This is a genomic window from Methylobacterium sp. J-076 (assembly GCF_022829405.1).
In the GTDB taxonomy this organism is placed as follows: domain Bacteria; phylum Pseudomonadota; class Alphaproteobacteria; order Rhizobiales; family Beijerinckiaceae; genus Methylobacterium.
The window spans coordinates 16,917-39,833 of sequence record NZ_JAKSXW010000148.1 but is presented as its reverse complement, the minus strand read 5'-3'; the positions used below and the strand labels follow the sequence as shown (position 1 = coordinate 39,833).

Below are 22,917 nucleotides of genomic sequence, written 5' to 3'. Positions count from 1 at the left end.
TCGTCCTGGATCAGCGGAAGCGCCCAGGCTGGTTTACGGTCGGCGCGACGTCGAGGCCGGTGACGATCATCGTGCACGGCTCATCGCCGATCGTTCCGGAGAGATGGCCCTTCTTGCCGTCTTGCTCACGGGTGTTCTGGTCCTCGCCCATCATCAGCTCGCCCGGACCCATCTCGACCCGTGTGCCATCCATGGTCTCGACGAACCAGCGTCCAGACAGGATCGCGATCCACTGCGGCTTCGGGTTCTCGTGCCACTGCCCGACCCAACCGACCGGCAGTACCGTGAAGGTCACTGCAGCCTTCGATGGCTCCTGCTTGTCGTTCCACTGCGGCGCCGTCTCGTGGTTCACACCCTCGAGCTTGAATGCGGAGATCTCGAACCGTGCTTGGCGGCTCACGCCGACGGCATCGGTATAGACGTGCCAGTACGACAGTGTCGGTGGCGTTCCCTGGTCGCGTTGATCAGACATACTCACAAGTCCTTCAGCGGCGGTCGAGGATTGAGGGGGCGCTGGTCGGTCCGTTCGAGAGAGGATGCGCTACCACATGCAAGACAGGGGCGTAGCTCCCACCGATCACTACGAGCAAGAGACCGCCGACCAGACCGAAATTCTTGAAGAAGTCCCAGAGGTGCGTCCTACCCTGGCCGTTCCTCGACCAGAACCGCGGGAACTTCCAGAACTGGTGATACATCAGTGCTGTGATCACGCAGAACCCGGCGAGCACGAATGCCGCCGCGCGGTCGCATAGCCCGATCACGATAAGTGCTGGCGTGATCGCCTCCACGGCAATGCCCAGGATCAGTAGCAAAGCTGGAAACGGCAAGGGTCCGGATTTTGCCTGATCCATCGCCTCGCCCCAGTGGACGATCTTGTCGTAGGCGCTCAGGGGAAACATGCTGACGAGACAGATTTTGGCCAGGAGAGGGACTGCAATCAGGTCGAGCCAAGTCATTCTAAGGTCTTCGATAGGGGCACAGGTCGCTCCGGCGCAGAATGATATAGCGATACGATTGCAGTGCTCAACGTCACTTCGATCCAGGAGTTTCCCCGGTTTCGTATCGCACCGGAAGATAGGTTGAGCTTTCACAGCACGATCCCGTGAGCGCTTGATACGGAACGCCTCTATCCGCACGATGTTACGCGAGGACGGCTTTCTCAACACGCCGTAGTACCGGATTGATCGATGCCTCAGGACCACTACGACGTCGTCGTCATCGGATCTGGGCCTGGCGGCGGTTCACTGACGGCACGGCTCGCCGATACGGGTAAGCGCATCCTGCTGTTGGAACGTGGCGATTATCTTCCGCGCTCGCAGGATAACTGGTCGGCCAAGACCGTTTTCGTGGACGGGGCCTACCAGGCGCGTGAGACGTGGTACGGCGGTGATGGACGGTCATTCAGCCCAGCGTTGCATTATTACGTCGGAGGCAACTCGAAGGTCTACGGTGCCGCCTTGTTCCGCCTGCGCGAGCGCGACTTCGGCGAGGTTCGACACGTGGATGGGATCTCGCCGGCTTGGCCGGTCTCCTACGCCGAGTTCGAGCCGTATTACGCACAGGCGGAGCGCCTGTTTGCCGTCCACGGCACACGCGGTGAGGATCCAACCGAGCCATGGTCGAGTGGACCCTATGATCATCCGGCCGTCAGCCACGAACCGCGCATCCAAAAGCTCTCGGAAGATTGGGCAGGGGAAGGCCTGCACCCGTTTCACCTGCCGCTCGGGATCAAGCTCGACGAACGTGGGGGAAAGCCGACGCCGACCAGCATCTGCATTCGCTGCGATGCCTTCGACGGCTTTCCCTGTCTCCTGAACGGCAAGGCCGATGCCCAGGTAATGACCGTCGACCCGACGCTGGCCAAGCACGACAACGTCACGCTGCTGGTCAACGCCTACGTCTCACGGCTGGAAACCGATCCAGCCGGCCACACCGTAACTGGGGTCTGTGTGACCCGGGAGGGCCGGGAAGAGCGCTACAGCGCCGACATCGTCGTCGTCGCCTGTGGCGCGCTCTCTTCCGCCCTGTTGCTCCTGCGTTCGGCCAATGCAGCGCATCCGAACGGCCTCGCCAACGGCTCCGATCAGGTCGGGCGCAACTACATGCGCCATAATATGTCCGTATTGATGGCTTTGTCGAAGGAGGCGAACGACACCGTTTTCCAGAAAACGCTCGCGGTATCGGATTTTTACTTCGCGTCGAAGGACTGGGAATACCCGATGGGCCTGATCCAGATGTGCGCCAAAACGCATCCGGAGCAGATCCGCGGCGAGGAGTTCCCCAAATGGACCGGCTTCCTGCCGAACGCCCCGTTCGATATGGTCGCGCGCCACTCTATGGATTTCTGGCTGCAGAGCGAAGATCTGCCACATCCCGACAACCGGGTCATGCTCGATCGCGATGGCCAAGTGATCCTCGATATCGAAGAAAACAATCGCGAGGCGCACGATCGCCTGCGAAGCAAGCTCTCCGACTTGCTGCGGCCCGGGGGTGCCTACACCTACCTGTTCGAGCGCTCGCTCTATCTCGGTAAGAATATCCCTCTGAGTGGCACTGCCCACCAGGCGGGAACGCTCCGGTTCGGCCCCGACCCCAAGCGTTCGGTGCTCGACCTGAACTGCAAGGCGCACGAGCTCGATAATCTCTATGTCACGGATGCGAGCTTTTTCCCGTCGATCGGGGCGGTCAATCCGACGTTGACGATCATCGCTAACGCACTCCGGGTCGCCGACCACATCAAGGGGCGGCTCGCCTAGTAGACTCGTTATTCTACGATGTGCGGGCCGAAAGACGCGTCAGGGCGAGACACGCAGTACTTGCTGCGTCGAGGAGATTAGCTTTGAGCAAACCCATCGAGAGCTATGCCCTGATCGGCGATGGCGAGACCGCTGCCCTCGTCGCGCGGGATGGCTCGATCGATTGGCTGTGCTGGCCGGATTTCTCCGACGACGCATGCTTTTGTGCGCTTCTCGGAACTGAAAAGAATGGCCGCTGGTCGATCGCACCTCAGGCGCCGGTCATCGACATCGCACGTCGATATCGCGGCGACTCGATGATCCTCGAGACCGAGATAAGGACAGCCGGCGGAACGGTTCGGATCACCGACTTCATGCCCATCCGCGAGACGATTTCGGCTGTAGTCCGCATCGTCGAGGGATTGTCCGGCACCGTTGAGGTGGACTGGGAGGTATGTCCTCGCTTCGATTACGGTGCGCTGGCGCCGTGGTGGGAGACGCATGACGGCGGTGCTGTGGCAGTGGCCGGCCGACATCGTCTAACCCTTCATACGAGCGTGCCCGTCGGTGTATCGGATGGCGGAGCGAGAGGGACGTTCACCCTGCGCGAGGGCGAACGCGTTACGTTCGTCCTCGCACGCACGGTTTCCTGGTGCGGCGAGGCACCGCGTCTCGATGTCGACGCCGCGCTCAAGGCGACACAGGCACATTGGGAAGGCTGGATTTCGGGGTTCGATGCCGCGCGTACCCGTTGGCCCGGCGCGGTCAAGCGGTCGTTGTTAACGCTTAAAGCCCTGACGCACGCGCGCTCGGGTGGGTTGATCGCCGCACCGACCACGAGTCTGCCGGAGGTGCCGGCCGGTGGCATGAACTGGGATTACCGTTATTCCTGGTTGCGGGACTCCACGTTCACGCTCGGCGCCTTCCTCAATGCCGGCTTCAAGACCGAGGCGACGGCGTGGCGCGATTGGCTCTTACGTGCCATCGCCGATAATCCCGACGCGCTCCGGATCATGTATCGCGTCGATGGGTCCAGGCACTTGTCCGAATGGACCGTGGACGCGCTACCAGGCTACCGGGAGGCGCGCCCCGTGCGCATCGGTAACGCCGCGTCCACCCAGAAGCAGCTCGATGTCTACGGCGAGGTTTTGGACACCTTGGCCCTGGCGAGACGCGTCGGCATCGCGGCGACGGAGCATCAGCGTATCGTCGAGCGGCGGCTCATCGAGCACCTCGCTCGGATATGGCAGGATCGTGGTGCCGGGGTCTGGGAATCACGCGGGGATCCGAGGCGGTACACCTATTCCAAGGCCATGTGCTGGGTTGGCTTCGACCGGGCGCTACGGCACTGCGATATGCCTCAGGATTTGCATGCGATCCTCACGGCGAGCCGTGACAGAGTGCACGCCGAAGCCTGCCGCGAGGGATGGAACGCTGGCCTCGGCAGCTTTACGCAAAGCTACGGCAGCCATGAGCTCGACGCGAGTCTCCTACTGCTGCCGCTCGTCGGCTTCCTTGAGGCTAAGGAGCCGCGCATGGCGGCGACGATCGAGCGGATCAGGACGGACCTCGACCAGGACGGTCTGATCCGGCGCATGCGTGCGAATGGGGACGCCAGCGACGAAGGAGCGTTCCTGCCGTGCTCGCTGTGGATGGCCGATTGCCTGCGCCTCCAGGGGCGCAATGAATTGGCCGAGGCCTATCTCGAACGCGTGCTCGGCGTAGCCAACGACGTCGGCCTCCTCTCGGAGGAGTACGACGTACCTGGCCGATGTCTCGCCGGGAACTTTCCCCAAGCCCTGACACATCTCGGCGTCGTAAACACGGCGTTGGGCCTCTGCGGACCGGTCGTCGATCGCGGCGGGGGCTGAGCGTGCCATTGCATCTATCACGATCCCGTGGACCAGCGAACGCGATCCTGTCGTGCGTCTTGCCGGGAAGGGGCTGAGAACACGCCGAGCGGGCGTCGGCCGCCATCACCGAGGAGACGAATGGAATGCCTGACGTGGTTCGCCATGCTGGCCCACCGAATCCGGTCGCGCACGTCGATGCACCGCGGGCGCTCGACCCCCGCTTCGCCGAGGTCGTGACGCACGGCGCCCGACTCATGTCTCTGTACGATCTGGCGACCTTCAGCGAGGGCCCAGTGTGGTGGCCAGCTCGGCAGATGCTGGTTTGGTCCGATGTCGAGGGTCGCCGCGTCCTCGGCTGGCGCGAGGATGGTTGCGTCGAGGTCGTCGTCGACGCGACGCCGTTCATCAACGGCCACGCGATCGACCGCGACGGCGGGCTGATCCATTGCGAGCACGGCACTCGGCGCCTATCTCGGACGCTGCCGGACGGGCGTTACCAGGTCGTCGTCGACACATACCAGGGCAAACGCTTCAACTCGCCCGACGATGTCGTCTGCGCCGACGACGGTGCGCTGTGGTTCACCGATCCCGCCTACGGCCTCGTCCTACCGAAGCAGGGCACACTCGCCGAAGCCGAACTCGATCATCGCAGCGTCTATCGCTTCGATCCGAAAACCGGGGAAGCGGCACGCATGGCCGACCTCGAACAACCCAACGGTCTCGCCTTTGCTCCCGGAGGGACAACCCTCTACGTAACCGACACCTCTCGTTCCCTCGATGGGGGTCGGCACACAATCTTTGCATTTGAGGTCATCGAAGGACAAGCGCTCGCAAACCGTCGCGTCTTTGCCGAGGTCGAGCCTGGCATTCCCGACGGCTTGCGGGTCGACAGCCGCGGTTGGATCTGGACGAGTTCCGGAGCCGGGGTTCAGGTGTTCTCCGCCGAGGGGCACCGGCTCGGGCTGATCCCGACACCGCAGGTGTGCTCCAACCTTTGCTTCGCGCCGGGGGAGCAGCGGCTGTTCATCACCTCGAAACAACACCTCTACGCTCTCGACCTCGGCATGGGGCAAGCCAGCACCACTTCACGGGATCGTTAGATCGCGCGCAATGCGACCAGGAACCGACTAGCATATATCTGGTTAGCCGGAACCGGTGCGCAACACAGCGTGGCATCTCCCACGTCGCAACGACATGACCTGTCTGTGCGATGCTATCGCTGCACATCTTTCAAGGACCCGACATGGCCGATTCCGTTGCCGACTTCTTCTGGAAGCGCCTCGCCGAATGGGGCGTGAAGACGATTTTCGGCTACCCCGGCGACGGTATCAACGGCTTGCTCGGCGCCATGCAGCGCAACGACCTGCCGTTCGAGTTCGTCCAGGTCCGCCACGAGGAGATGGCCGCGTTCATGGCGGCGGCCTACGCCAAGTTCACCGGCGAGGTCGGTGTCTGCATGGCCACCTCCGGCCCCGGCGCGACGCACTTGCTCACCGGCATGTACGACGCGCACATGGACCACGTGCCGCTCCTGGCCATCGCCGGCCAGCAGGCCCGTAACGTCAACGGCGCGCACTACCAGCAGGAGTTCGACCTCACCAGCGTCTACAAGGACGTCGCCGCCTACGTGCAGCAGGCTTCCTCGCCCGCGCAGGTCCGCCACATCGTCGACCGCGCCATGCGCATCGCCAAGGCGGAGCGGAAGGTCTCGGCGATCATCCTGCCCAACGACCTGCAGGACGTCCCCTACGAGGCTCCGGTGCGAAAGCACGGCAACACCTTCTCCGGCGTTGGCTACACGGCCCCGAAGGTCGTGCCCTTCGATGCCGACCTGCGCCGCGCCGCCGACGTGCTCAACGCCGGCAAGAAGGTCGCGATCCTGGTCGGTGCGGGCGCGCTGCATGCCACCGACGAGGTCATCGCGGTCGCCAACAAGCTTCAGGCCGGCGTCGCCAAGGCGCTGCTCGGCAAGGCGGCCCTGCCCGACGACCTACCCTTCGTGACCGGTACCATCGGTCTGCTCGGATCCAAGCCGTCCTCCGACATGATGGAGGAGTGCGACACTCTCCTGATGATCGGCTCGGGATTTCCCTGGGCCGAGTTCCTTCCCGCGGAGGGGCAGGCCCGAGGCGTGCAGATCGACATCTCACCGGAGATGCTGTCGTTGCGCTACCCGATGGAGGTACCCCTCTGCGGCGAGTCCGCCGAGACGCTGCGGGCCTTGCTGCCCCTGCTGGAGCAGAAGAAGGAGGGCGGGTCCTGGCGCACCGGTATCGAGAAGGGGATGGTCTCCTGGTGGAAGGAGGCCGAGGATCGGGCGATGGCCAAGGCCAACCCGGTCAACCCGCAGCGCGTGACCTGGGAACTGTCCCCGCGGATGCCCGAGCGGGCGATCATCACCTCGGATTCCGGTTCCTGCGCAAATTGGTTCGCCCGCGACCTGAAGATGCGCCGCGGTCAGATGTGCTCGCTTTCCGGCGGCCTCGCCTCGATGGGCGCGGCGGTGCCCTACGCCATCGCCGCCAAGGTTGCCCATCCTGACCGTCCGGTGATCGCGCTGGTCGGCGACGGCGCCATGCAGATGAACAACATGGCTGAGTTGATCACGGTATCGAAGTACATGCATCGCTGGTCGAACAAGACCTGGATCTGCTGCGTGTTCAACAACGAGGACCTGAACCAAGTCACTTGGGAGCAGCGGGTGATGGAAGGCAACCCGAAGTTCGAGGCGAGCCAAACCATCCCGAACGTGCCGTACCACAAGTTCGCCGAGCTGATCGGCCTGAAGGGCATCTACGTCGACGATCCGGAGAAGATGGGCGCGGCCTGGGACGAGGCGCTGGCGAGCCCGGTGCCGGTGGTGCTGGAGGTCAAGACCGACCCCGAGGTGCCGCCGCTGCCGCCGTTCTTCACCTTCCAGCAGGTGCAGAACTTCATGTCGATGCTCGGCAAGGGAGACCCGAAGGAGCGCCACCTCCTCGTCGATACCGCGCGTCAGGTTCTGGCGGGCGTGCTGCCCGGCGGCAAGAAGTAGGACGGAGGCGGCGACCGCCCTTCCCGCACAGCCCATGGCAAACCAAGCGACCATCACGGCGGTGCGGGCTCGCGCCTTCACCTTCCCGACCGACGCACCTGAAGCCGATGGTACCTTCGCGTGGGAGAAGACGACGATCGTCGTCGTCCACGTCGAGGCCGCCGGACGAACCGGCCTCGGCTACAGCTACACCGACGCCAGCGTCGCCGCCCTCATTGGCGCGACGCTAGCGTCGATCCTGGAAGGAGGTGACGCCTTCGATATCCCTCGGCTCAATGCGGCGCTTCGCTGCGCGGTGCGCAACCTCGGCCGCAGCGGTCTCGCCGCGAGTGCCATCTCGGCCCTCGACACGGCCCTGTGGGACCTGAAGGCGCGCCTCCTCGACCTTCCTCTGGCGCGACTGTTCGGCCTCGCTCGCGACGCGGCCGAGATCTACGGCAGCGGCGGCTTCACCTCGTACGACGACCGGCAACTGAGCGTGCAGCTCACTGGCTGGGTCGAGCGGGACGGCTGTCGCGCGGTCAAGATGAAGGTCGGTAGCGAGCCGGGGCGTGATCCCACACGGATGGCGGTCGCACGGCGGGCCATCGGCGAGGCCACCCTGTTCGTCGACGCGAATGGAGCCTTCACCCCGAAGCGGGCCTGCGCCTTCGCGCAAGCCGCCGCGGCGTTCGACGTGGCGTGGTTCGAGGAGCCGGTGACGAGCGACGATCCCGCCGGCCTTGCGTTGGTCCGTGCGCGTGCACCGGTCGGCATGGAGATCGCGGCCGGCGAGTATGTCTATACGTTGGATGACATGCACGGCCTGCTCGCGGCCGGCGCGGTCGACGTGGCGCAGGCCGACGTCACCCGCTGCGGCGGCTACACCGGTTTCCGTGCCGTCGCTTCGCTGTGCGCGGCGGCGCACATCGATCTTTCCGGCCACTGCGCCCCGGCGCTTCACCTACCCGTCGCGGTCGCGGTTCCCCGCTTCCGCCACCTCGAATGGTTCCACGATCACGTCCGCATCGAGCGGATGCTGTTCGACGGCGCCCCGGTGGCGCGCGACGGTTTCATCGCCCCGGATCTCTCCCGGCCGGGCAACGGACTGACGTTCAAGCACCAGGATGCGGAAGCCTATGCTGTCTGAGGCGGGATCGATGGAGGCCCGTGGGAACGGGCTTCCCGGCGTGAGGCCGCGCACGGCGCCCGTGCGGTTCGAGGCGGAGGTCCACCCGGTCGTGGCGCTGGCCCTCGTCGCGGCCGGGGCCGGGGTGCTGACTTGGTTCGCGGCGGGTCGTTCGAAACGGCTCGGCCTGACACCGCACGGAGGTCGCCAGGTCCGGGTGAAGGGGTCGCGCCGCTACCGCGAGCGCGGCACGGAGGTCACTGCGAGCGCGGCGCAGCGACTGAACCACGCCTCCTCGATGCTCGCGGCCTCCGTGTTGTTCGATTCCGGCCTGGAGCACTACCGCGGACAGTTCTTCAACCGGGCGATGTACACGCCGATCATCGCCTCGACCGTGACGCTGGCCTCGTCCCTACACGGGGCCGGTGATACCGATCCGGGACGCTCGCACGTGCGGCACGCCGTGCAGGCGATGGCGGGCGTCACCGGCCTCGTCGGCTTCGGCTTCCACGCCTGGAACGTCGGCAAGCGCGAGGGCGGCTATTCCTGGCAGAACCTGTTCTACGGCGCGCCGATTGGTGCCCCCATGGCGCTGACGCTGGCAGGCATCCTCGGCGTAGCAGCCGAGAGGGTGCGCGATGCCGACCCGGACGCGCCCGAACTTGCCGGCCTGCCGGCCGGCGGTGCCCTCGCTGTGGCGACCGCCGGCATGCTCGTCGGCACAACCCTGGAGGCTGGCCTGCTCCATTTCCGCGGCGCCTTCCAGAACCCGGCGATGTTCGTGCCCGTGACCCTGCCGCCGCTCGCGGCCGCGATACTGGCCACGGCCGCCGCTGCGGAGCCCGGCAGGCCGCACAAAACGGCGAAGGCTGGGATGTGGGCGGTCTCAGCGATGGGCGTGCTCGGCGTCGCGTTCCACGCCTACGGCGTCGCGCGGATGATGGGCGGCTGGGACAACTGGCGCCAGAACATGATCGACGGGCCGCCGCTGCCGGCTCCCCCTTCGTTCTCCGGCCTTGCGCTCGGGGGCCTCGCCGCCCTGGAACTGCTGGAACATCGGCGGCCCTGAACGGCGCCTCCGGCTCAACCCACGCTCAGGATCGAAGACCTTGCACCCGAGACGCGACCTCTATCCGGGCTACGACGTGCTGACCAAGCGCGATAGCCCCTCCTGGAACGCCAAGACCCGCGACGTGCTCGCCGAGCGCCTCGGCATCGGCCCCGAGAAGCATCGCTTCCTCGACGATGAGGAGTGGACGACCCTGAAGGCTGTCTGCGACCGCGTCGTGCCCCAACCCGCGGATCGTGCCGATCCGATCCCGGTAGCGGCGCTGATCGACCACAAGCTCGCCACCGGCGAGCACGACGGCTATCGCCATGCAGATCTTCCGGACCAGGGCGAGGCCTGGAGACGGGGCCTCGCGGCCCTCGACGCTGAGGCGCGCGCCGCCTACGGCGCCGGCTTCCACGAACTCGGCGCCTGGGCGCGTGACGAACTGCTCAAGGCCGCCGAGGCCGGCACGCTGGCGCACCCGGCTTGGGGGGACATGCCGACGGCCAAGTTCTTCTCCGGGCGCGTCCTGGCCGATGCCGTCAAGGCCTACTACGCCCACCCCACCGCCTGGAGCGAGATCGGCTTCGGCGGACCCGCGAGCCCGCGGGGCTACGTGCGCATGGATTTCGACCGCCGCGATCCGTGGGAGGCCGCCGAGGCCAAGCCCGGAGATGCGGGTGAGGCCATCACGCAAAACCGGCGCGTCGGACGCTGAGGACAGGTTGGACCATGCGACTTTCTGGAACTGGCAACGCCGCCGACAACCCGCGCGATGGCACGCCGGGCGACGACCCGATGCACGCCCCCCGCGCCCGTAACGGCCGTGCGCCCAACGTGATGCGGATGGGCGAGTGGGTGCCGATGCGCCAGCACGCCGACGAGGACGAGGTCGACTTCGTCATCGTCGGCACCGGTGCGGGCGGCGGGACGCTGGCCGCGCGCTTGGCCGAGCACGGCTTCTCCGTCGTGGCGATGGATGCGGGGCCGTACTGGCGCCCGCTGGAGGATTTCGCCTCGGACGAGCGCCATCAGTCGAAACTTTACTGGACGGACGAGCGCATCGTCGATGGCGACAACCCGTTGCAGATGGGCTCGAACAACTCCGGCAAGGCGGTGGGCGGCTCGACGGTCCACTATGCCATGGTGGCGCTGCGCTTCCGACCGGAATGGTTCAAGTCGCGCACGCTGCTCGGCTACGGTGCGGACTGGCCGCTCGATTGGCGCGAGATGTGGTCGTACTACGATCAGGTCGAGGACGACCTGAAGATCTCGGGTCCCGTGACCTATCCCTGGGGGCCGAAGCGTCCGCGCTACCGCTATCGCGCCCATGAGATGAATGCGGCGGCCAAGGTTCTCGCCCGCGGCGCGGAGGCGATGGGCATTGATTGGACACCGACGCCGCTCGCCACCGTCTCGGCCCCGCGCGGCGACAGCCCGCCGTGCGTCTACCGCGGGTTCTGCGTCGTCGGCTGCTCCACGAACGCCAAGCAGAGCGTGCTCGTGACCTACCTGCCGCGCGCCCTCGCCGCGGGCGCCGAGATCCGTGATCTCGCCATGGTCGGGCGAATCGAGACGAAGAACGGACGCGCCACTGGCGTCCACTACTTCCGGGAGGGCCGCTGGCGGTTCCAGCGGGCGAAGAACGTCGTCGTTGCGGGCTACGCCATCGAGACGCCGCGCCTGCTGCTGATGTCGGCCAACCCCGAGTTCCCGGACGGGCTCGCCAACTCCTCGGGACTGGTTGGCAAGAACCTGATGGTTCAGGGCAATCAGGCCGTCTGGGGCGATTTCGAGGAGGAGATCCGCAGCTACAAGGGTCCGCCCTCGCTCGCGGTGACCGAGCACTGGAACTACGAGGACCGGGGCAAGGATTTCCACGGCGGCTACTGCTACATGAGCCAGGGTCCGCTGCCGACCCAGTGGGGCAGCACCCAGGCCGGATCGCACGGCCTGTGGGGCGAGGCGTTGGTTTCCGAGATGCAGCGCTACAACCATGTCGCTGGTCTCAAGATCGTCTCGGAATACCTTGCGCAGGAGCGCAATCGGGTGACCCTGACGGACGAGACCGACCAGTACGGGCTGCCGATCCCGCGCATCACCTATTCCTGGTGCGACAACGACCGGGCCATGAACCGCCACGGGCTGAACTTCATGGGCCAGGCGCTCGCGGCGGCCGGCGGCCGCAACATCTGGGAACAGGGCGACGACACCAACCACCTGTATGGCACGGCCCGGATGGGCCATGACCGCCGGACCTCGGTGGTGGACGGCGATTGCCGGTCCTGGGACATCCCCAACCTGTGGGTGTGCGACGGTTCGGTCTTCCCGACCACGGGAGGCGTGAACCCCTCCCTCACGATCCAGGCGGTCGCCCTGCGCACCGCCGACCGCATCAAGGCGATGGCCCGGGGCGGACACCAGCGCGATGCCTGAGGCGGCCATCACCAAGCTGTGCCCCGTCGGAGGAGGTCGGCGGGCCCGGGCGCTTCTTCGCCTCGCGTCGTCTTTCACCGTGACCGCGGTGTTGCCGCTTGGCGGCTGCGGCGTCCTCGATCACGGGATGCTCGGCGCAGCCGGCCCGGTCGCCGATCAGACACGCAGCCTGTTCCTGATCGTCTGCATGATCCTAATCTTCGTCGTCGGCCCGGTTTTGGTGCTGACCCCGATCTTCGCCTGGCACTACCGTTTGTCTAACACGAAGAGCGCCTACCGCCCTCAATGGGGCTTCAACTGGCCGCTCGAAGGGCTGATTTGGATCCCGCCGGTGATCATCGTGGCGGTCCTCGCCGTGTTCCTATGGCGAGACACTCACCGGCTCGACCCGTACAGACCACTCGCCTCGTCGTATCCACCGATCCAGGTGCAGGTGGTCGCCCTCGATTGGAAGTGGCTGTTCATCTACCCCGATGACGGCGTGGCAAGCGTCAACAAGCTCGTCATTCCCGCCGGACGCCCGGTCCACCTCAGCCTGACCAGCGCCACCGTGATGCAGTCGTTCTTCATCCCGCAACTCGCCGGTCAGATCTACGCGATGGCCGGCATGACCACGCAGCAGAACTTGGCTGCAGACGCGCCCGGCACATACCGCGGCGAGAACATGCAGTTCAACGGCATGGGATTTCAGAACCAGAAATTCCCCGTCGTGTCCGAGACGAACGATGATTATCGAGCGTGGCTTGCCCAGGTCCGGGCGAGCGGCAAGACTCTCGACATGGCCGCCTTCCAGACCCTGTCGGCGCGCTCGGTCCAGGTTGTGCCGAGCCAGTTCGGCTCGGTCGCCCCGAACCTGTTCCAGTCGATCGTCGCCTTGAATGACCCCGGCATGCACGCCGCCCATGGACCGGAACACCGATGACCGACGCCGCGATCCAGTACGCGCTCTTCGGCCGGCTCGACGCAAAGGCCTTTCCTTTCGTCCGCGCCTGGGAGAACCCGAACCTCAGTGAGATCATCGGTGCCGCCGCCGGTGCGATGGTGGTGATCGGCGCCGTCGCGCTCGTGACGCTGCTGACCTGGAAGCGGTGGTGGCGACCGCTGTTCCTCGATTGGCTGACCAGTCTCGATCACAAGAAAATCGGCATCATGTACATCGTGATCGCCGGGGTCATGCTCAGCCGCGCGCTGATCGAGGCGGTGCTGATGCGCACGCAGCAATCGCTCGCCGTCAACGCACCCGGCATCGTCGCGCCCGAGCATTTCGCCCAGCTGTTCAGCACACACGGCACCATCATGATCTTCTTCATGGCGATGCCGTTTCTCACGGGCCTGATCAACTACGTCGTACCGCTGCAGATCGGTGCTCGGGACGTCGCCTTCCCGCTGCTCAACTCGATCAGCCTGATGCTGACGGCCGGCGGCGCCGGCCTCGTGATGATCTCCTTGGCGGTCGGGGAGTTCTCCACCGGGGGTTGGTCCGGGTACCCCCCTTACACGGAAACTGCGTTCCAACCCGGCGTCGGCCCGGACTACTGGATTTGGGCGATCACCCTGTCCTCCCTGGGCACGACCTTCTCGGGGCTGAATTTTGCCGCGACGATCTACAAGAAGCGGTGCCCGGGGATGCACCTCACGCGTATGCCGCTGTTCTGCTGGACCGCGCTCTGTACCTCGATCCTGATGATCTTCGCGATGCCGCCGCTGACGCTCGCGACTGCCCTACTCGCCCTCGATCGTTATCTCGGTTTCCACTTCTTCACGAACGATCTCGGCGGCAACATGATGAACTACGTCAACCTCTTCTGGTTGTTCGGCCATCCGGAGGTCTACATCCTCATCCTCCCCGCGTTCGGAGTCTACTCCGAGGTGATCTCGGCGTTCTCATCGAAGGAGCTCTACGGCTATAAGTCGCTCGTCATCGCCACGATGGCCATCGGTGTGCTGTCGTTCACGGTCTGGCTGCACCACTTCTTCACCATGGGTCAGAGCGCCAACGTCAACGCCTTCTTCGGGGTCGCGACCATGACGATCGCCGTACCGACCGGGGTCAAGGTCTACGACTGGATCTGGACGATGTTTCGTGGCGAACTCCGCTTCACGCCGCCGATGCTGTTTTCTGTCGCCTTCATCATGACCTTTGTGCTCGGCGGCATAACCGGCGTCATGCTCGCAATACCGCCGATCGATTTCGTCGTGCACAACACCGTGTTCCTCGTGGCCCACTTCCACAACGTGCTGATCCCCGGCCTGCTCTACGGGATGATCGCCGGATACCAGTACTGGTTCCCGAAGGCGTTCGGGTTCCGGCTCTCGGAAGGTTGGGGCAAGGTCTCGTTCGTGTGCTGGGTGGTGGGCTTCTATCTCGCCTTCATGCCGCTCTACGTGCTCGGGCTCGGCGGCATGGCGCGGCGCTCCCAGGCCCTCTTCGACCCGGACTACCAGCCATGGCTTCTGGTCGCGGTGATCGGCGCTTTCATCCTGCTCGCCGCTCTGGCGACGCTGTTCGTGCAGCTCTGGGTCAGCGTGCGTGACCGCGAACACAACCGGGTGCCCGTTGGCGACCCCTGGGACGCGCGCGGTCTCGAATGGTCGATCCCCGCGCCACCGCCGGAGTACAATTTCGCCACCATTCCTCGGGTCTACCACCTCGATGCCTTCTACTGGCACAAGGCGCGCGGAGACGCGTACAAGCTCGCCGACGCCTACGACGACATCCAGATTCCAAAGAACAGCTGGGTCGGGCCCCTCATCGGCGGTGCCGGCGCGGTCTGCGCTTTCGGCCTCGTCTGGCACATCGGCTGGATGAGCCTCCTCGGCTTTGCCACGGCCTGGCTCGCGGTGATCGCCCGCAGCTTCGTGCGCGACACCCACCGGACGATCCCGGCCGCCGAGGTGAAGGCCACGGAGGCCCGCTGGCTCGCCCTGGCAGCCAGGACGCGACCAGTGTCGCGTCAGCTCGAGGAGAGCTCGGCCAACCTCGGCCTCGCGGAACCCTTCCCGCCGGAGGTAGCGGCGTGAGCGGTCTGCAGCTGAAGCACATCGGGCTGAACCTTCGCAGCTCGGACGAACTCGAACCCGGCGAGGCCGAGATCGGCCTTTATGGGTTCTGGATCTTCCTGATGAGCGACGCCGTGTTGTTCGCGCTGCTGTTCGCGATCTACGGCACGCAGCTCGCCGCCACCGCCGGCGCGCCCGGACCGCAGGCGGAGTTCAAGCTCGGCAGCGCGTTCGTCGAGACGCTGATCCTCCTGACGAGCAGCTTGACCTTCGGGCTCTCGGCGATCGCGATGAAGTACGATCGGACGCGAGCCGGCCTCATCGTCTGGCTGTGTGTCACCCTGGTCCTCGGCCTGACCTTCCTCGGTTTCGAGGTCAGCGACTTCGCGACGATGTTCCGCGACGGCGCTACGCCGGATCGCAGCGGCTTCCTCTCGGCGTTCTTCGCGCTCGTCCCCACGCACGGACTCCACGTCACAGCGGGTTGCATCTGGATCGTGGTGATGCTCGCTCAGATCGCGGTCTACGGGACGGACGCACGGGTCAAACTCGACTTGCTCAAGCTCGGCCTGTTCTGGCACTTCCTCGACATCATCTGGATCGCGATCTTTTCGGTCGTCTACCTGCAGGGTAAGCTCGGATGACGACACGGGGCCAGTACAAGGGTGTCGTCCTGCTCAAGGCCATCGCCGCAGCGGCCCTGTTCGGCGTCGCGAGAGCGTCGACCGGCGCAGCCAAGCGGGAGCCCGAAGATGGAGCCGGAGCCTGCACGGGAGATGACGAACGCCATTCCAAGCGCAGTGATTTGGTAAGTTACGGCGTCGGCTACGTCCTGGCGCTGCTATTGACCGGAACTGCATTTGCCGTCGTAGCGTGGGGTTGGGCGACGGGAACGACCGCCCTCACGATCGTTTTCGGCCTGGCGTTGATCCAAGCGGTCGTGCACTTCCGGTGTTTCCTGCACATCGACTTGCGGCGATCGCACCGCGACGACCTGCAGCTGATCTTGTTCTCCACGCTAATCGTCTGCCTGATGGTGGGTGGCACCCTCGTCGTGCTGCTCAACCTGCGCATGCGGATGATGTAGCCGATCCAGATACCACCCGATCGATCTATCGGAGCCGGCGGTGCGTCTCCGAGGTTCTCGCGATCGATAGGGCGCCGAGGAACGCCATCCCGAGCGCGGTAGCGATGCCGAGCTTCAGCCAGCGAGGGTCGGCGGCCGGAACGGTGGTGAGCGATCGATCGTCGAAGCGGCCGTGCGCACCGGGGTCGGTATCGACCGGATCGTACAGGTTGTCCGGCCGCCCTTCGAGCGCTGCTTGGCTGGTCATCTCGCCGCGATAACCGTGTCGCGCGAGATATCCGTCGATCCATCCGGGAATGATCATGTTGCCGATGATCGCTTTCCAGGTCGGAAAGCCGATCCAGAGCTCGCGAGGCGCAGTGTGCGCGGCGCTGTAGACGTGGCGCGCGATCGCCTCGGGCTGGTAGATCGGCGGCACCGGCTCCAAACGCCGCGGCATACGCGTGCGCGCCCAGTCGAATTGTGGAGTGTTCACCGCCGGGAGCTGCACCATCGTCAACCTCACGCGGCTGCCGTCATGCAGCAGCTCGCTGCGCAGGCTGTCGAGGAAGCCGCGCACGGCCGCCTTGGCCGCGCAGTAACTCGATTGCAGGGGAATCGAGCGGTACGCCAGGGCCGAGCCGATGCAGACGATGGTGCCGGCATTGCGGCGCTGCATGTGCCTGAGGGCCGCGAGCGTGCCATGGACTTGCCCAAGGTACGTCACATCGGTCGCGCGTTTGTACTCGTCCGGCGAGGTCTGCTGCACGGGGGCGTAGATCGTCACCATGGCGACGTTGATCCAAACGTCGATACCGCCGAATTCCATCACGGTTTCGTCCGCCGCCCGCATGACGGCATCGGCGTCCGCGACGTCGACTTGATGGGCTTGCGCTCGGCCGCCGGCCCGCTCAATGTCTCGTAATGTACCTTTCAGCCCGGCCTCCCCGCGTGCCAAGACGGACACGTTCCAGCGGTGCCGGGCGAACTCGTGAGCGATCGCCCGGCCCACCCCGGCGCTTGCTCCGGTTATGACCACGGTCGAGCGCCGGTCGTCTTTTCTCTCGCGGATCATCGAATGTCCTTTAGGAGCAGCTTGGCAGTAAGCTTATTCGCCGGCCATCAACGCCTCAGGACACATCGCGTTCGCACGGCATGCACGATGCGAGTTCATGCCATTCTGGAAAAGTGCGCCCGCATCTGACGTCGCCCCACCTCTGTGGGCCAGCATGAATGGCGCCGAACGACATAGACGGACGCTCAAGCTGTGGCAGCCGCACGAAGGGGATTGTTAGGCTCGCGGATATTGATGCGACGGGCGCGGAACTGCCAGAAGATGATCGTGCTCATGATGGCAGCGTAGAGGCACCAGACCGACGTGAACGCATAGCCCTTTACGATGACGGTCGCGACCACGCCAAAAAAATTGAGCCAGCCAAACCAGCGCACCACCCGGTGGCTTGACAAGATCAACGCGCCGCAAGTCGCCAAGACATAAATCACCGCCACTCCGGTGAGGGCCGTGCCTGGATTATCGTAGTGGATCGAGTGCTGCTCGATACAGGCCGTACTCGGGTAACTGATGAGACCTCTGAACACGAAAGCTGTGAGACCCGCCCCGACCAATGTGAGCGCCCCGATCAGCCACCGGCGCCATCCGGGCGGCTCCATCAGCAGGACCGCCAGCGGCATCAGGAGCGGCAGGATGCCTTGCGCATAGAGCATGTACAGGAAGACGAGGTGCCCCTGAGCCTCCTGCCGGATCTCGCCTTCAAGGCCAAGCCAGATGAATCCCTCCGTAAATTGATGTAGGGCGAAGAAAATCGGCGTCGCTGCAAACAAGACGGCTCGAGCTTGCCGGACGTGCGCGAGTGTAGCTACACCGAAGAGTCCGATTACGCCGCTCGCGATAAAATCGACTTCTGGAGAGAAACACATGCGCGGATACCCGTATTTTAATAAATCCGTGTTATCTTTAGTGCAGCGAGCCCATCAGACGGTCAAGCGATGATCAATTGTTTGATGTAAAATTTTTGCAAATAATATTTTATAAATAACATCCATCAGTTTTTCCAAATAGAAGCCATGGAATTTATCTATTACATTAAACGCTATGCCTCGCCCCGTCTTATGCCGCAATGCTGAACGATTAGATATCAGATCAGGTCGTTGTCAAACAGCTGTATGCGTGCTGGTGGTCGAGGACAACACCGACATCGCCGGAGTTGTAACCCAGGCGTTAGCGACCTCAGTTATGCACTGACCCTAGCGCGCGATGTTGATGGGACGCTGGTGGCATTCGGCGAGATACCTCTGTCGCCGTTCGACGTGGTGTTCTCCGGCGTGATTGACCTAACTGGTATTTTAGTCCGAGCCAATTAAGGGGCTACTGCATGGTGGTGGCTATGAGTAGCCGGAACGCCAGATCCGGGTAGCTGACCGGCGCGGGCGCCCGATAGCGATTGATCGCGTTTTTCAACAGCAATGCCCAGGTGGCTGACAGGTCAAGCTTGCCGCTGACTGGTCGAGATGGAGGCATCATCCCGTCCTGTCACACCTCTTCCAATGGGTGATCGCCGCTCGCCTCGGCATGTCAGGGTCACCGCACGGCGCGTAGGTGCGATCGGCGTTAACATCAACTTAGCTCCGCGGATCAGTCTAGAAACCGCTTCGCGGAGCTGAGTGACGACAGACGGAACTGCTCAGCTCGCCTTATCCCCATCCCGCATGTTGCCGGTCGGCTCCTGCACGTGAGCCTCCAGGAACCACAGCTGCTTGTCGACCGCCCGCGAGATCTCGGTGAACAGGTCGGCCGTGTCGGGGTCGCCGGCCTCGTCCTCGTGCCTTGCGCCGTCTCGGCGATCCGAGCGATGCCGGATTTCGGCGCCGACATCGCTGCCTATGGTGCGCGGATCAACGCGATCGCGCCGGCCGAGCGCCACGTCGCCAACATGGTGAGCGCCATCAACTTCGACATCCGCGGGCTCGACACGCTGGGTGAGGAGTTCATGCTGCTGGCCGCCATCACCGGAACTGTCGTGCTCTTGCGCGGCAGCCGCGGCGAGGCGATCACCGATCGCGCGGCTCGGCTCCCCGGCAGGCCGGTTCTGCCCCGCGCCGAGGTGGTCGTCCTGGCCTGCCGCATCGCTGGGCCGATCACCGCCCTGTTCGGGCTCTATGTGGTTCTACACGCCACCGTGACCCCCGGCGGCGGCTTCCAGGGCGGCGTGATCCTCGCATCGGCGACCCTGCTGATCTACCTCGGCGAAGGCTATTCCGGATGGCGCGACAGCGTCCGCAGCCGGTGGCTCGACGCCATGGAAGGCGGTGGCGCGCTGCTCTTCGTGCTCTGCGGTCTCGCACCGATGCTGGTCGGGGGCGCATTCATGGAGAACGTGCTGCCGTTGGGGACGTTTCGCGACCTCTTTTCCGGCGGCCTGATGCTGGTGGAAAATCTCGGCGTGGCGGCGGCCGTCACGGGTGGCTTCACCCAGCTCTTCCTCGAATTCATGGAGGAGACCCGGGAACCCGACCAATCGGACGATCCGAAGGGAGAAGACGCGTGAGCTGGCTCCCCTACGCGGTTGCCGCATGGCTGTTCGGCATCGGCCTGTTCGGGATCAGCACCAGCCGGAACTACATCCATCTGATCGGCTGCCTCTCGGTCTGCCAATCGGCCACCTACGTACTGCTTCTCGGCATCGGCTACCGCTGGGACGCCATCGCTCCGATCTTCTACGACCACCCGCCCGGCACACCCGCCGTCGACCCGGTGATGCAGGCGCTCGTGCTCACCGACATCGTCGTCGGCGCGACGTTGACCGCTCTGCTGCTGGTCCTGACGCTGCAGGTGTACAAGCGTAGCGGCACACTCGACCCGGAGCGGCTCCGACCGATGCGGAAGAATGCCGGCGGCGGACGCGTCGGCGCGCAGCAGGAACCCGGCGCGGAGGCGCAGCTCTGATGCCGGATTGGTTCTCGCTCGGCTGGATCCCGAGCGCGGTGCTGCCGCCCCTTCCGGTGGCGCTGCCGCTGGCGATGTGCGCGGCCCTGCTCGCGACCGCTCACCTCCTGCCCGGCCGTTGGCCCGACATCCTCGCGAGCCTGACGGCGCTCGCGGTCGCAGCCCTCTGCGGCCTGATCGCCGTGCGGGCGGCGGACGCGCCGCTGGTCTACTGGTTCGGCGGCTGGACGCCGCGGGCGGGCATGGCGCTCGGGATCGGCTTCTCGGTCGATGCCGCGAGCGGCTGGGTCGCGGCGTTCATTGGGACGCTGTATGCCGCGAGCTTCGTTTTCGCCTGGGGCTTCTTTGAGGAGACCCACGGCCACTTTCAGATCCTGATGCTGCTGTTCCTGGCGGCCATGGTCGGATTCGTCTTCACCCGCGACCTGTTCAATCTGTTCGTGTGGTTCGAGGTGATGAGCGTCGCGGCCTTCGCGCTGACCGCCTATCATCTCGACGAATCGGCGCTGGCCGGCGCCCTGAACTTCACCGTCACCAACAGCCTCGCGGGCTTCCTGATGCTCGGCGGCATCGGCCTGATCTACGCCCGTGCCGGCACGCTCGACTTCGAGGAACTGGCCCGCGCGGTCGCCCATGCAGGGCGCGATCCGGTGACTGCCGGCGCCTTCTGCCTGATCGCCACCGCGCTGATGATCAAGGCCGCCGTGGTCCCGTTTCAGTTCTGGCTCGCGGACGCCCACGCGGTGGCCCCGAGCCCGGTCTCGGTGATCTTCTCCGGCGCCATGGTCTCGCTCGGGCTGTTCGGGCTTGCCAAGCTGACCGCGGTGGTGTTCACCGGCTCCGATCAGGTCCGCGGGGCGGTCTCGCTGTTCATGATCGGCGCCGGCAGCGCGACCGCGCTGGTGGGCGGCTTGATGGCTGTGCTCCAGCGCCACCTGAAGCGCCTGCTCGCCTTCTCGACGATCAGCCATGCCGGCATCATGCTGCTCGGCATCGGGGCGCTGTCGCAGGGCGGCACCGGCGGCCTGCTTCTCTACCTCGTCGGCCACGGGCTGGTGAAGGGCGCGCTGTTCATGGTGGCGGGCATCCTGCTCGCCACTCGCGCCGGGATCGACGAGATCGCCCTGCGCGGCCTCGGCCGAGGGATCGGGCCCGCCGGCATCGCGATGGCACTCGGCGGCCTTCTGCTGTGCGGCCTGCCACTCGGCCTCCTCGACCAAGGCACCCGCGTGCTCCAGGGCGCCCTCCTTGACGGCGGCCACCCCTTCGCAGTCGCGGCGACCGTCGTCGGGGCGGGGCTCACCGGTGCAGCGGTCCTGCGCGCCGCCGGCCGGATCTTTCTCGGACTTGGGCAGGATCCCGGTGATGAAGCGCAGGCGCCGAGCGAGGCCGAGCGAGAGAAGGCCAACCGCCCGCTCTGGCTGATGTTGGCGCCCTGTCTGATCCTGCTAGTCCTGAACATCGCCACACCGGAGGCTGGGGTCGCGCGCCTCGCCACCAAAGCGGCACCGGCCTTCATGCACCAGGGCGGTAGTTTGGGGGCTGGCCCCAGCTGGCTGCCCTGGCTCAGCCTTACCCTGGCACTTGTGCTGGCGGCCTACGCACTCGGCCGCCATAGACTGCCACGCTGGCTTTCGAGGCCGATCCGCGTCACGCAATCGGGACCGACCCGGCTTCTAGAGCAAGTTCACAGCGGCTTGATTGGCGACTACGTGACCTGGATAACTGTCGGATCGGCCATCCTCGCGGGTCTCCTCGCGGCGTCCTGAGGCGGCGGCCTCACACGGACGGCGAGGGCTGCGATTGGCGACGGCACGACCGGGGGGACAGACCAGTCTGGACGTGCCCAGGTCAGCTTCTCCGCATAATTCCCCCGAAGCAGCTATGCCGCTTTCGGCCAATCTCAGTCATCCAGAGCGGTCAAGCTCAACGTCCGCTTCTGAGCACCATGTCAGGCAATTGGAATGACAGGGTCCGGATTGGCCAGGCATACGGAGCCGTCCAGAATCCGCTTGTTCTTCTGAGGGCGTGACATGGTCCACGCACCGCCGAACGCGGCGAACGTCTCGTCTACCGACCGCGCTTCGGTGGGTTCAACGTCGGTTGCCCGAGATGTTGGTTGTTGGTCGGCCAAGCTCCACGATCCGACCCGCGGCTCGCGCCGCCCGTACGTAGGCTGAGATGGGGAGCGTGGCCCGGAAGGAGAGATCGCGTTCCAGCCCGATCACGAGGCCAGCACTGACCTCCTTGAGCTCCTCCAAGCTCACGTAACCCAGCTCGGGCTCGCCGAAGCCGAGGTCGCACAGCCCGTACAGGGTGTCCCCATTGGGGTCCATCGCGCAGATCAGCCAGGTGGCCGGGCCCGTGGGATTAAACAGCTTGAGCACCGGATAGTGGTCGCGCTCTCGATCTTGTCCATTGGTCAGGAGCAGCTCGCGCGTTGCAGCGTCGATCAGGGGCAGCATGGGCATCCTCGCGTGTGAGGCTAGGAGCGTGCAGCCGCGCGAGTCCGAGGGCGAGCAAATCACCGACCGCGAGCTTCAATCTTGAACATCATAAAAGCTACATTTTGTGATGTTCTGCGCTAAGTCGTTGATTTAGCTGAGATCCACAAAGCACTCGCCCTCAAGCGCGTCTGGAAACATCATCTTTTGCTGCAAACAGCGCAAA

Annotated in this window: 20 protein-coding genes and 1 pseudogene; 15 read left to right on the top strand and 6 right to left on the bottom strand. The window is 65.1% G+C overall.

Annotation, left to right across the window (positions count from 1 at the left end):
- Positions 1–10 precede the first annotated feature (10 nt).
- Together MKK53_RS21960 and MKK53_RS21955 are read right to left on the bottom strand one after the other, a co-directional pair.
- The gene (locus tag MKK53_RS21960) at positions 11–472 is read right to left on the bottom strand and encodes a cupin domain-containing protein (protein WP_243930896.1); all 462 of its coding nucleotides are present in this window, start codon (positions 470–472) and stop codon (positions 11–13) included.
- Between the two features lie 13 nt (positions 473–485).
- Positions 486–956, bottom strand: a complete 471-nt coding sequence (locus MKK53_RS21955) for a DoxX family protein (protein WP_243930895.1) — start codon at positions 954–956, stop codon at positions 486–488.
- Between the two features lie 231 nt (positions 957–1,187).
- Between MKK53_RS21955 and MKK53_RS21950 the strand changes: the two genes are divergently transcribed.
- The 12 genes from MKK53_RS21950 to MKK53_RS21895 all read left to right on the top strand — a co-directional run bounded on the left by MKK53_RS21950 (position 1,188) and on the right by MKK53_RS21895 (position 16,304).
- Entirely contained in the window at positions 1,188–2,756 is a 1,569-nt protein-coding gene (locus tag MKK53_RS21950) for a GMC oxidoreductase (protein ID WP_243930894.1), read from the top strand.
- Between the two features lie 83 nt (positions 2,757–2,839).
- Positions 2,840–4,606: a glycoside hydrolase family 15 protein gene (locus MKK53_RS21945; RefSeq protein ID WP_243930893.1), complete on the top strand. Its 1,767-nt coding sequence runs from the start codon at positions 2,840–2,842 to the stop codon at positions 4,604–4,606.
- A gap of 125 nt (positions 4,607–4,731) precedes the next feature.
- Positions 4,732–5,688, top strand: coding sequence for an SMP-30/gluconolactonase/LRE family protein (locus MKK53_RS21940; protein ID WP_243930892.1), 957 nt, complete (start codon positions 4,732–4,734; stop codon positions 5,686–5,688).
- Positions 5,689–5,831: 143 nt separating this feature from the next.
- Positions 5,832–7,622, top strand: coding sequence for a thiamine pyrophosphate-requiring protein (locus MKK53_RS21935; protein ID WP_243930891.1), 1,791 nt, complete (start codon positions 5,832–5,834; stop codon positions 7,620–7,622).
- A gap of 34 nt (positions 7,623–7,656) precedes the next feature.
- Positions 7,657–8,751: an enolase C-terminal domain-like protein gene (locus MKK53_RS21930; protein WP_243930890.1), complete on the top strand. Its 1,095-nt coding sequence runs from the start codon at positions 7,657–7,659 to the stop codon at positions 8,749–8,751.
- 40 nt (positions 8,752–8,791) lie between these two features.
- Complete coding sequence (locus MKK53_RS21925) at positions 8,792–9,799, top strand: hypothetical protein (RefSeq protein ID WP_243930889.1); 1,008 nt, start codon at positions 8,792–8,794, stop codon at positions 9,797–9,799.
- A 40-nt stretch (positions 9,800–9,839) separates the two neighbouring features.
- The gene (locus tag MKK53_RS21920; protein ID WP_243930888.1) at positions 9,840–10,499 is read left to right on the top strand and encodes a gluconate 2-dehydrogenase subunit 3 family protein; all 660 of its coding nucleotides are present in this window, start codon (positions 9,840–9,842) and stop codon (positions 10,497–10,499) included.
- Positions 10,500–10,513: 14 nt separating this feature from the next.
- Positions 10,514–12,217, top strand: a complete 1,704-nt coding sequence (locus MKK53_RS21915; protein WP_243930887.1) for a GMC family oxidoreductase — start codon at positions 10,514–10,516, stop codon at positions 12,215–12,217.
- The gene (locus MKK53_RS21910; protein WP_243930886.1) at positions 12,210–13,139 is read left to right on the top strand and encodes a COX aromatic rich motif-containing protein; all 930 of its coding nucleotides are present in this window, start codon (positions 12,210–12,212) and stop codon (positions 13,137–13,139) included. The genes MKK53_RS21915 and MKK53_RS21910 overlap by 8 nt, the downstream gene beginning before the upstream one ends.
- A complete protein-coding gene (locus tag MKK53_RS21905; RefSeq protein WP_243930885.1) occupies positions 13,136–15,238 on the top strand; it encodes a cbb3-type cytochrome c oxidase subunit I in 2,103 nt (700 codons plus the stop codon). Before MKK53_RS21910 ends, MKK53_RS21905 begins: the two co-directional genes overlap by 4 nt.
- Positions 15,235–15,861, top strand: coding sequence for a cytochrome c oxidase subunit 3 (locus MKK53_RS21900; protein ID WP_243930884.1), 627 nt, complete (start codon positions 15,235–15,237; stop codon positions 15,859–15,861). The genes MKK53_RS21905 and MKK53_RS21900 overlap by 4 nt, the downstream gene beginning before the upstream one ends.
- Complete coding sequence (locus MKK53_RS21895) at positions 15,858–16,304, top strand: cytochrome o ubiquinol/quinol oxidase subunit IV (protein ID WP_243930883.1); 447 nt, start codon at positions 15,858–15,860, stop codon at positions 16,302–16,304. The genes MKK53_RS21900 and MKK53_RS21895 overlap by 4 nt, the downstream gene beginning before the upstream one ends.
- Positions 16,305–16,329: 25 nt before the next feature.
- Here the strand turns inward: MKK53_RS21895 and MKK53_RS21890 are convergent, their stop codons facing one another.
- The 3 genes and pseudogenes from MKK53_RS21890 to MKK53_RS21880 all read right to left on the bottom strand — a co-directional run.
- The gene (locus MKK53_RS21890) at positions 16,330–17,358 is read right to left on the bottom strand and encodes an SDR family oxidoreductase (RefSeq protein WP_243930882.1); all 1,029 of its coding nucleotides are present in this window, start codon (positions 17,356–17,358) and stop codon (positions 16,330–16,332) included.
- Positions 17,359–17,543: 185 nt separating this feature from the next.
- Complete coding sequence (locus tag MKK53_RS21885) at positions 17,544–18,221, bottom strand: DUF6629 family protein (protein WP_313901574.1); 678 nt, start codon at positions 18,219–18,221, stop codon at positions 17,544–17,546.
- 764 nt (positions 18,222–18,985) lie between these two features.
- Positions 18,986–19,120, bottom strand: a pseudogene (locus tag MKK53_RS21880) (DNA starvation/stationary phase protection protein Dps); the annotation flags it as partial.
- Between the two features lie 3 nt (positions 19,121–19,123).
- On the opposite strand from MKK53_RS21880, the gene MKK53_RS21875 reads away from it, so the two are divergent.
- The 3 genes from MKK53_RS21875 to MKK53_RS21865 are packed head-to-tail and all read left to right on the top strand — an operon-like array spanning position 19,124 to position 22,016.
- The gene (locus MKK53_RS21875) at positions 19,124–19,849 is read left to right on the top strand and encodes an MnhB domain-containing protein (protein WP_243930880.1); all 726 of its coding nucleotides are present in this window, start codon (positions 19,124–19,126) and stop codon (positions 19,847–19,849) included.
- On the top strand, positions 19,846–20,247 hold the full coding sequence (locus MKK53_RS21870) for a sodium:proton antiporter (protein ID WP_243930879.1): 402 nt from the start codon (positions 19,846–19,848) through the stop codon (positions 20,245–20,247). The genes MKK53_RS21875 and MKK53_RS21870 overlap by 4 nt, the downstream gene beginning before the upstream one ends.
- A 56-nt stretch (positions 20,248–20,303) precedes the next feature.
- The gene (locus MKK53_RS21865; RefSeq protein ID WP_243930878.1) at positions 20,304–22,016 is read left to right on the top strand and encodes a complex I subunit 5 family protein; all 1,713 of its coding nucleotides are present in this window, start codon (positions 20,304–20,306) and stop codon (positions 22,014–22,016) included.
- Between the two features lie 324 nt (positions 22,017–22,340).
- Here the strand turns inward: MKK53_RS21865 and MKK53_RS21860 are convergent, their stop codons facing one another.
- Entirely contained in the window at positions 22,341–22,712 is a 372-nt protein-coding gene (locus MKK53_RS21860) for a DUF2958 domain-containing protein (RefSeq protein ID WP_243930877.1), read from the bottom strand.
- Between the last annotated feature and the right edge of the window lie 205 nt (positions 22,713–22,917).

Coding starts and splice junctions, on each gene's coding strand:
- MKK53_RS21960 (WP_243930896.1), bottom strand. CDS start 472: ATGTCTGATCAACGCGACCAGGGAACGCCACCGACACTGTCGTACTGG.
- MKK53_RS21955 (WP_243930895.1), bottom strand. CDS start 956: ATGACTTGGCTCGACCTGATTGCAGTCCCTCTCCTGGCCAAAATCTGT.
- MKK53_RS21950 (WP_243930894.1), top strand. CDS start 1,188: ATGCCTCAGGACCACTACGACGTCGTCGTCATCGGATCTGGGCCTGGC.
- MKK53_RS21940 (WP_243930892.1), top strand. CDS start 4,732: ATGCCTGACGTGGTTCGCCATGCTGGCCCACCGAATCCGGTCGCGCAC.
- MKK53_RS21935 (WP_243930891.1), top strand. CDS start 5,832: ATGGCCGATTCCGTTGCCGACTTCTTCTGGAAGCGCCTCGCCGAATGG.
- MKK53_RS21930 (WP_243930890.1), top strand. CDS start 7,657: ATGGCAAACCAAGCGACCATCACGGCGGTGCGGGCTCGCGCCTTCACC.
- MKK53_RS21915 (WP_243930887.1), top strand. CDS start 10,514: ATGCGACTTTCTGGAACTGGCAACGCCGCCGACAACCCGCGCGATGGC.
- MKK53_RS21910 (WP_243930886.1), top strand. CDS start 12,210: ATGCCTGAGGCGGCCATCACCAAGCTGTGCCCCGTCGGAGGAGGTCGG.
- MKK53_RS21905 (WP_243930885.1), top strand. CDS start 13,136: ATGACCGACGCCGCGATCCAGTACGCGCTCTTCGGCCGGCTCGACGCA.
- MKK53_RS21895 (WP_243930883.1), top strand. CDS start 15,858: ATGACGACACGGGGCCAGTACAAGGGTGTCGTCCTGCTCAAGGCCATC.
- MKK53_RS21890 (WP_243930882.1), bottom strand. CDS start 17,358: ATGATCCGCGAGAGAAAAGACGACCGGCGCTCGACCGTGGTCATAACC.
- MKK53_RS21885 (WP_313901574.1), bottom strand. CDS start 18,221: ATGTGTTTCTCTCCAGAAGTCGATTTTATCGCGAGCGGCGTAATCGGA.
- MKK53_RS21860 (WP_243930877.1), bottom strand. CDS start 22,712: ATGCTGCCCCTGATCGACGCTGCAACGCGCGAGCTGCTCCTGACCAAT.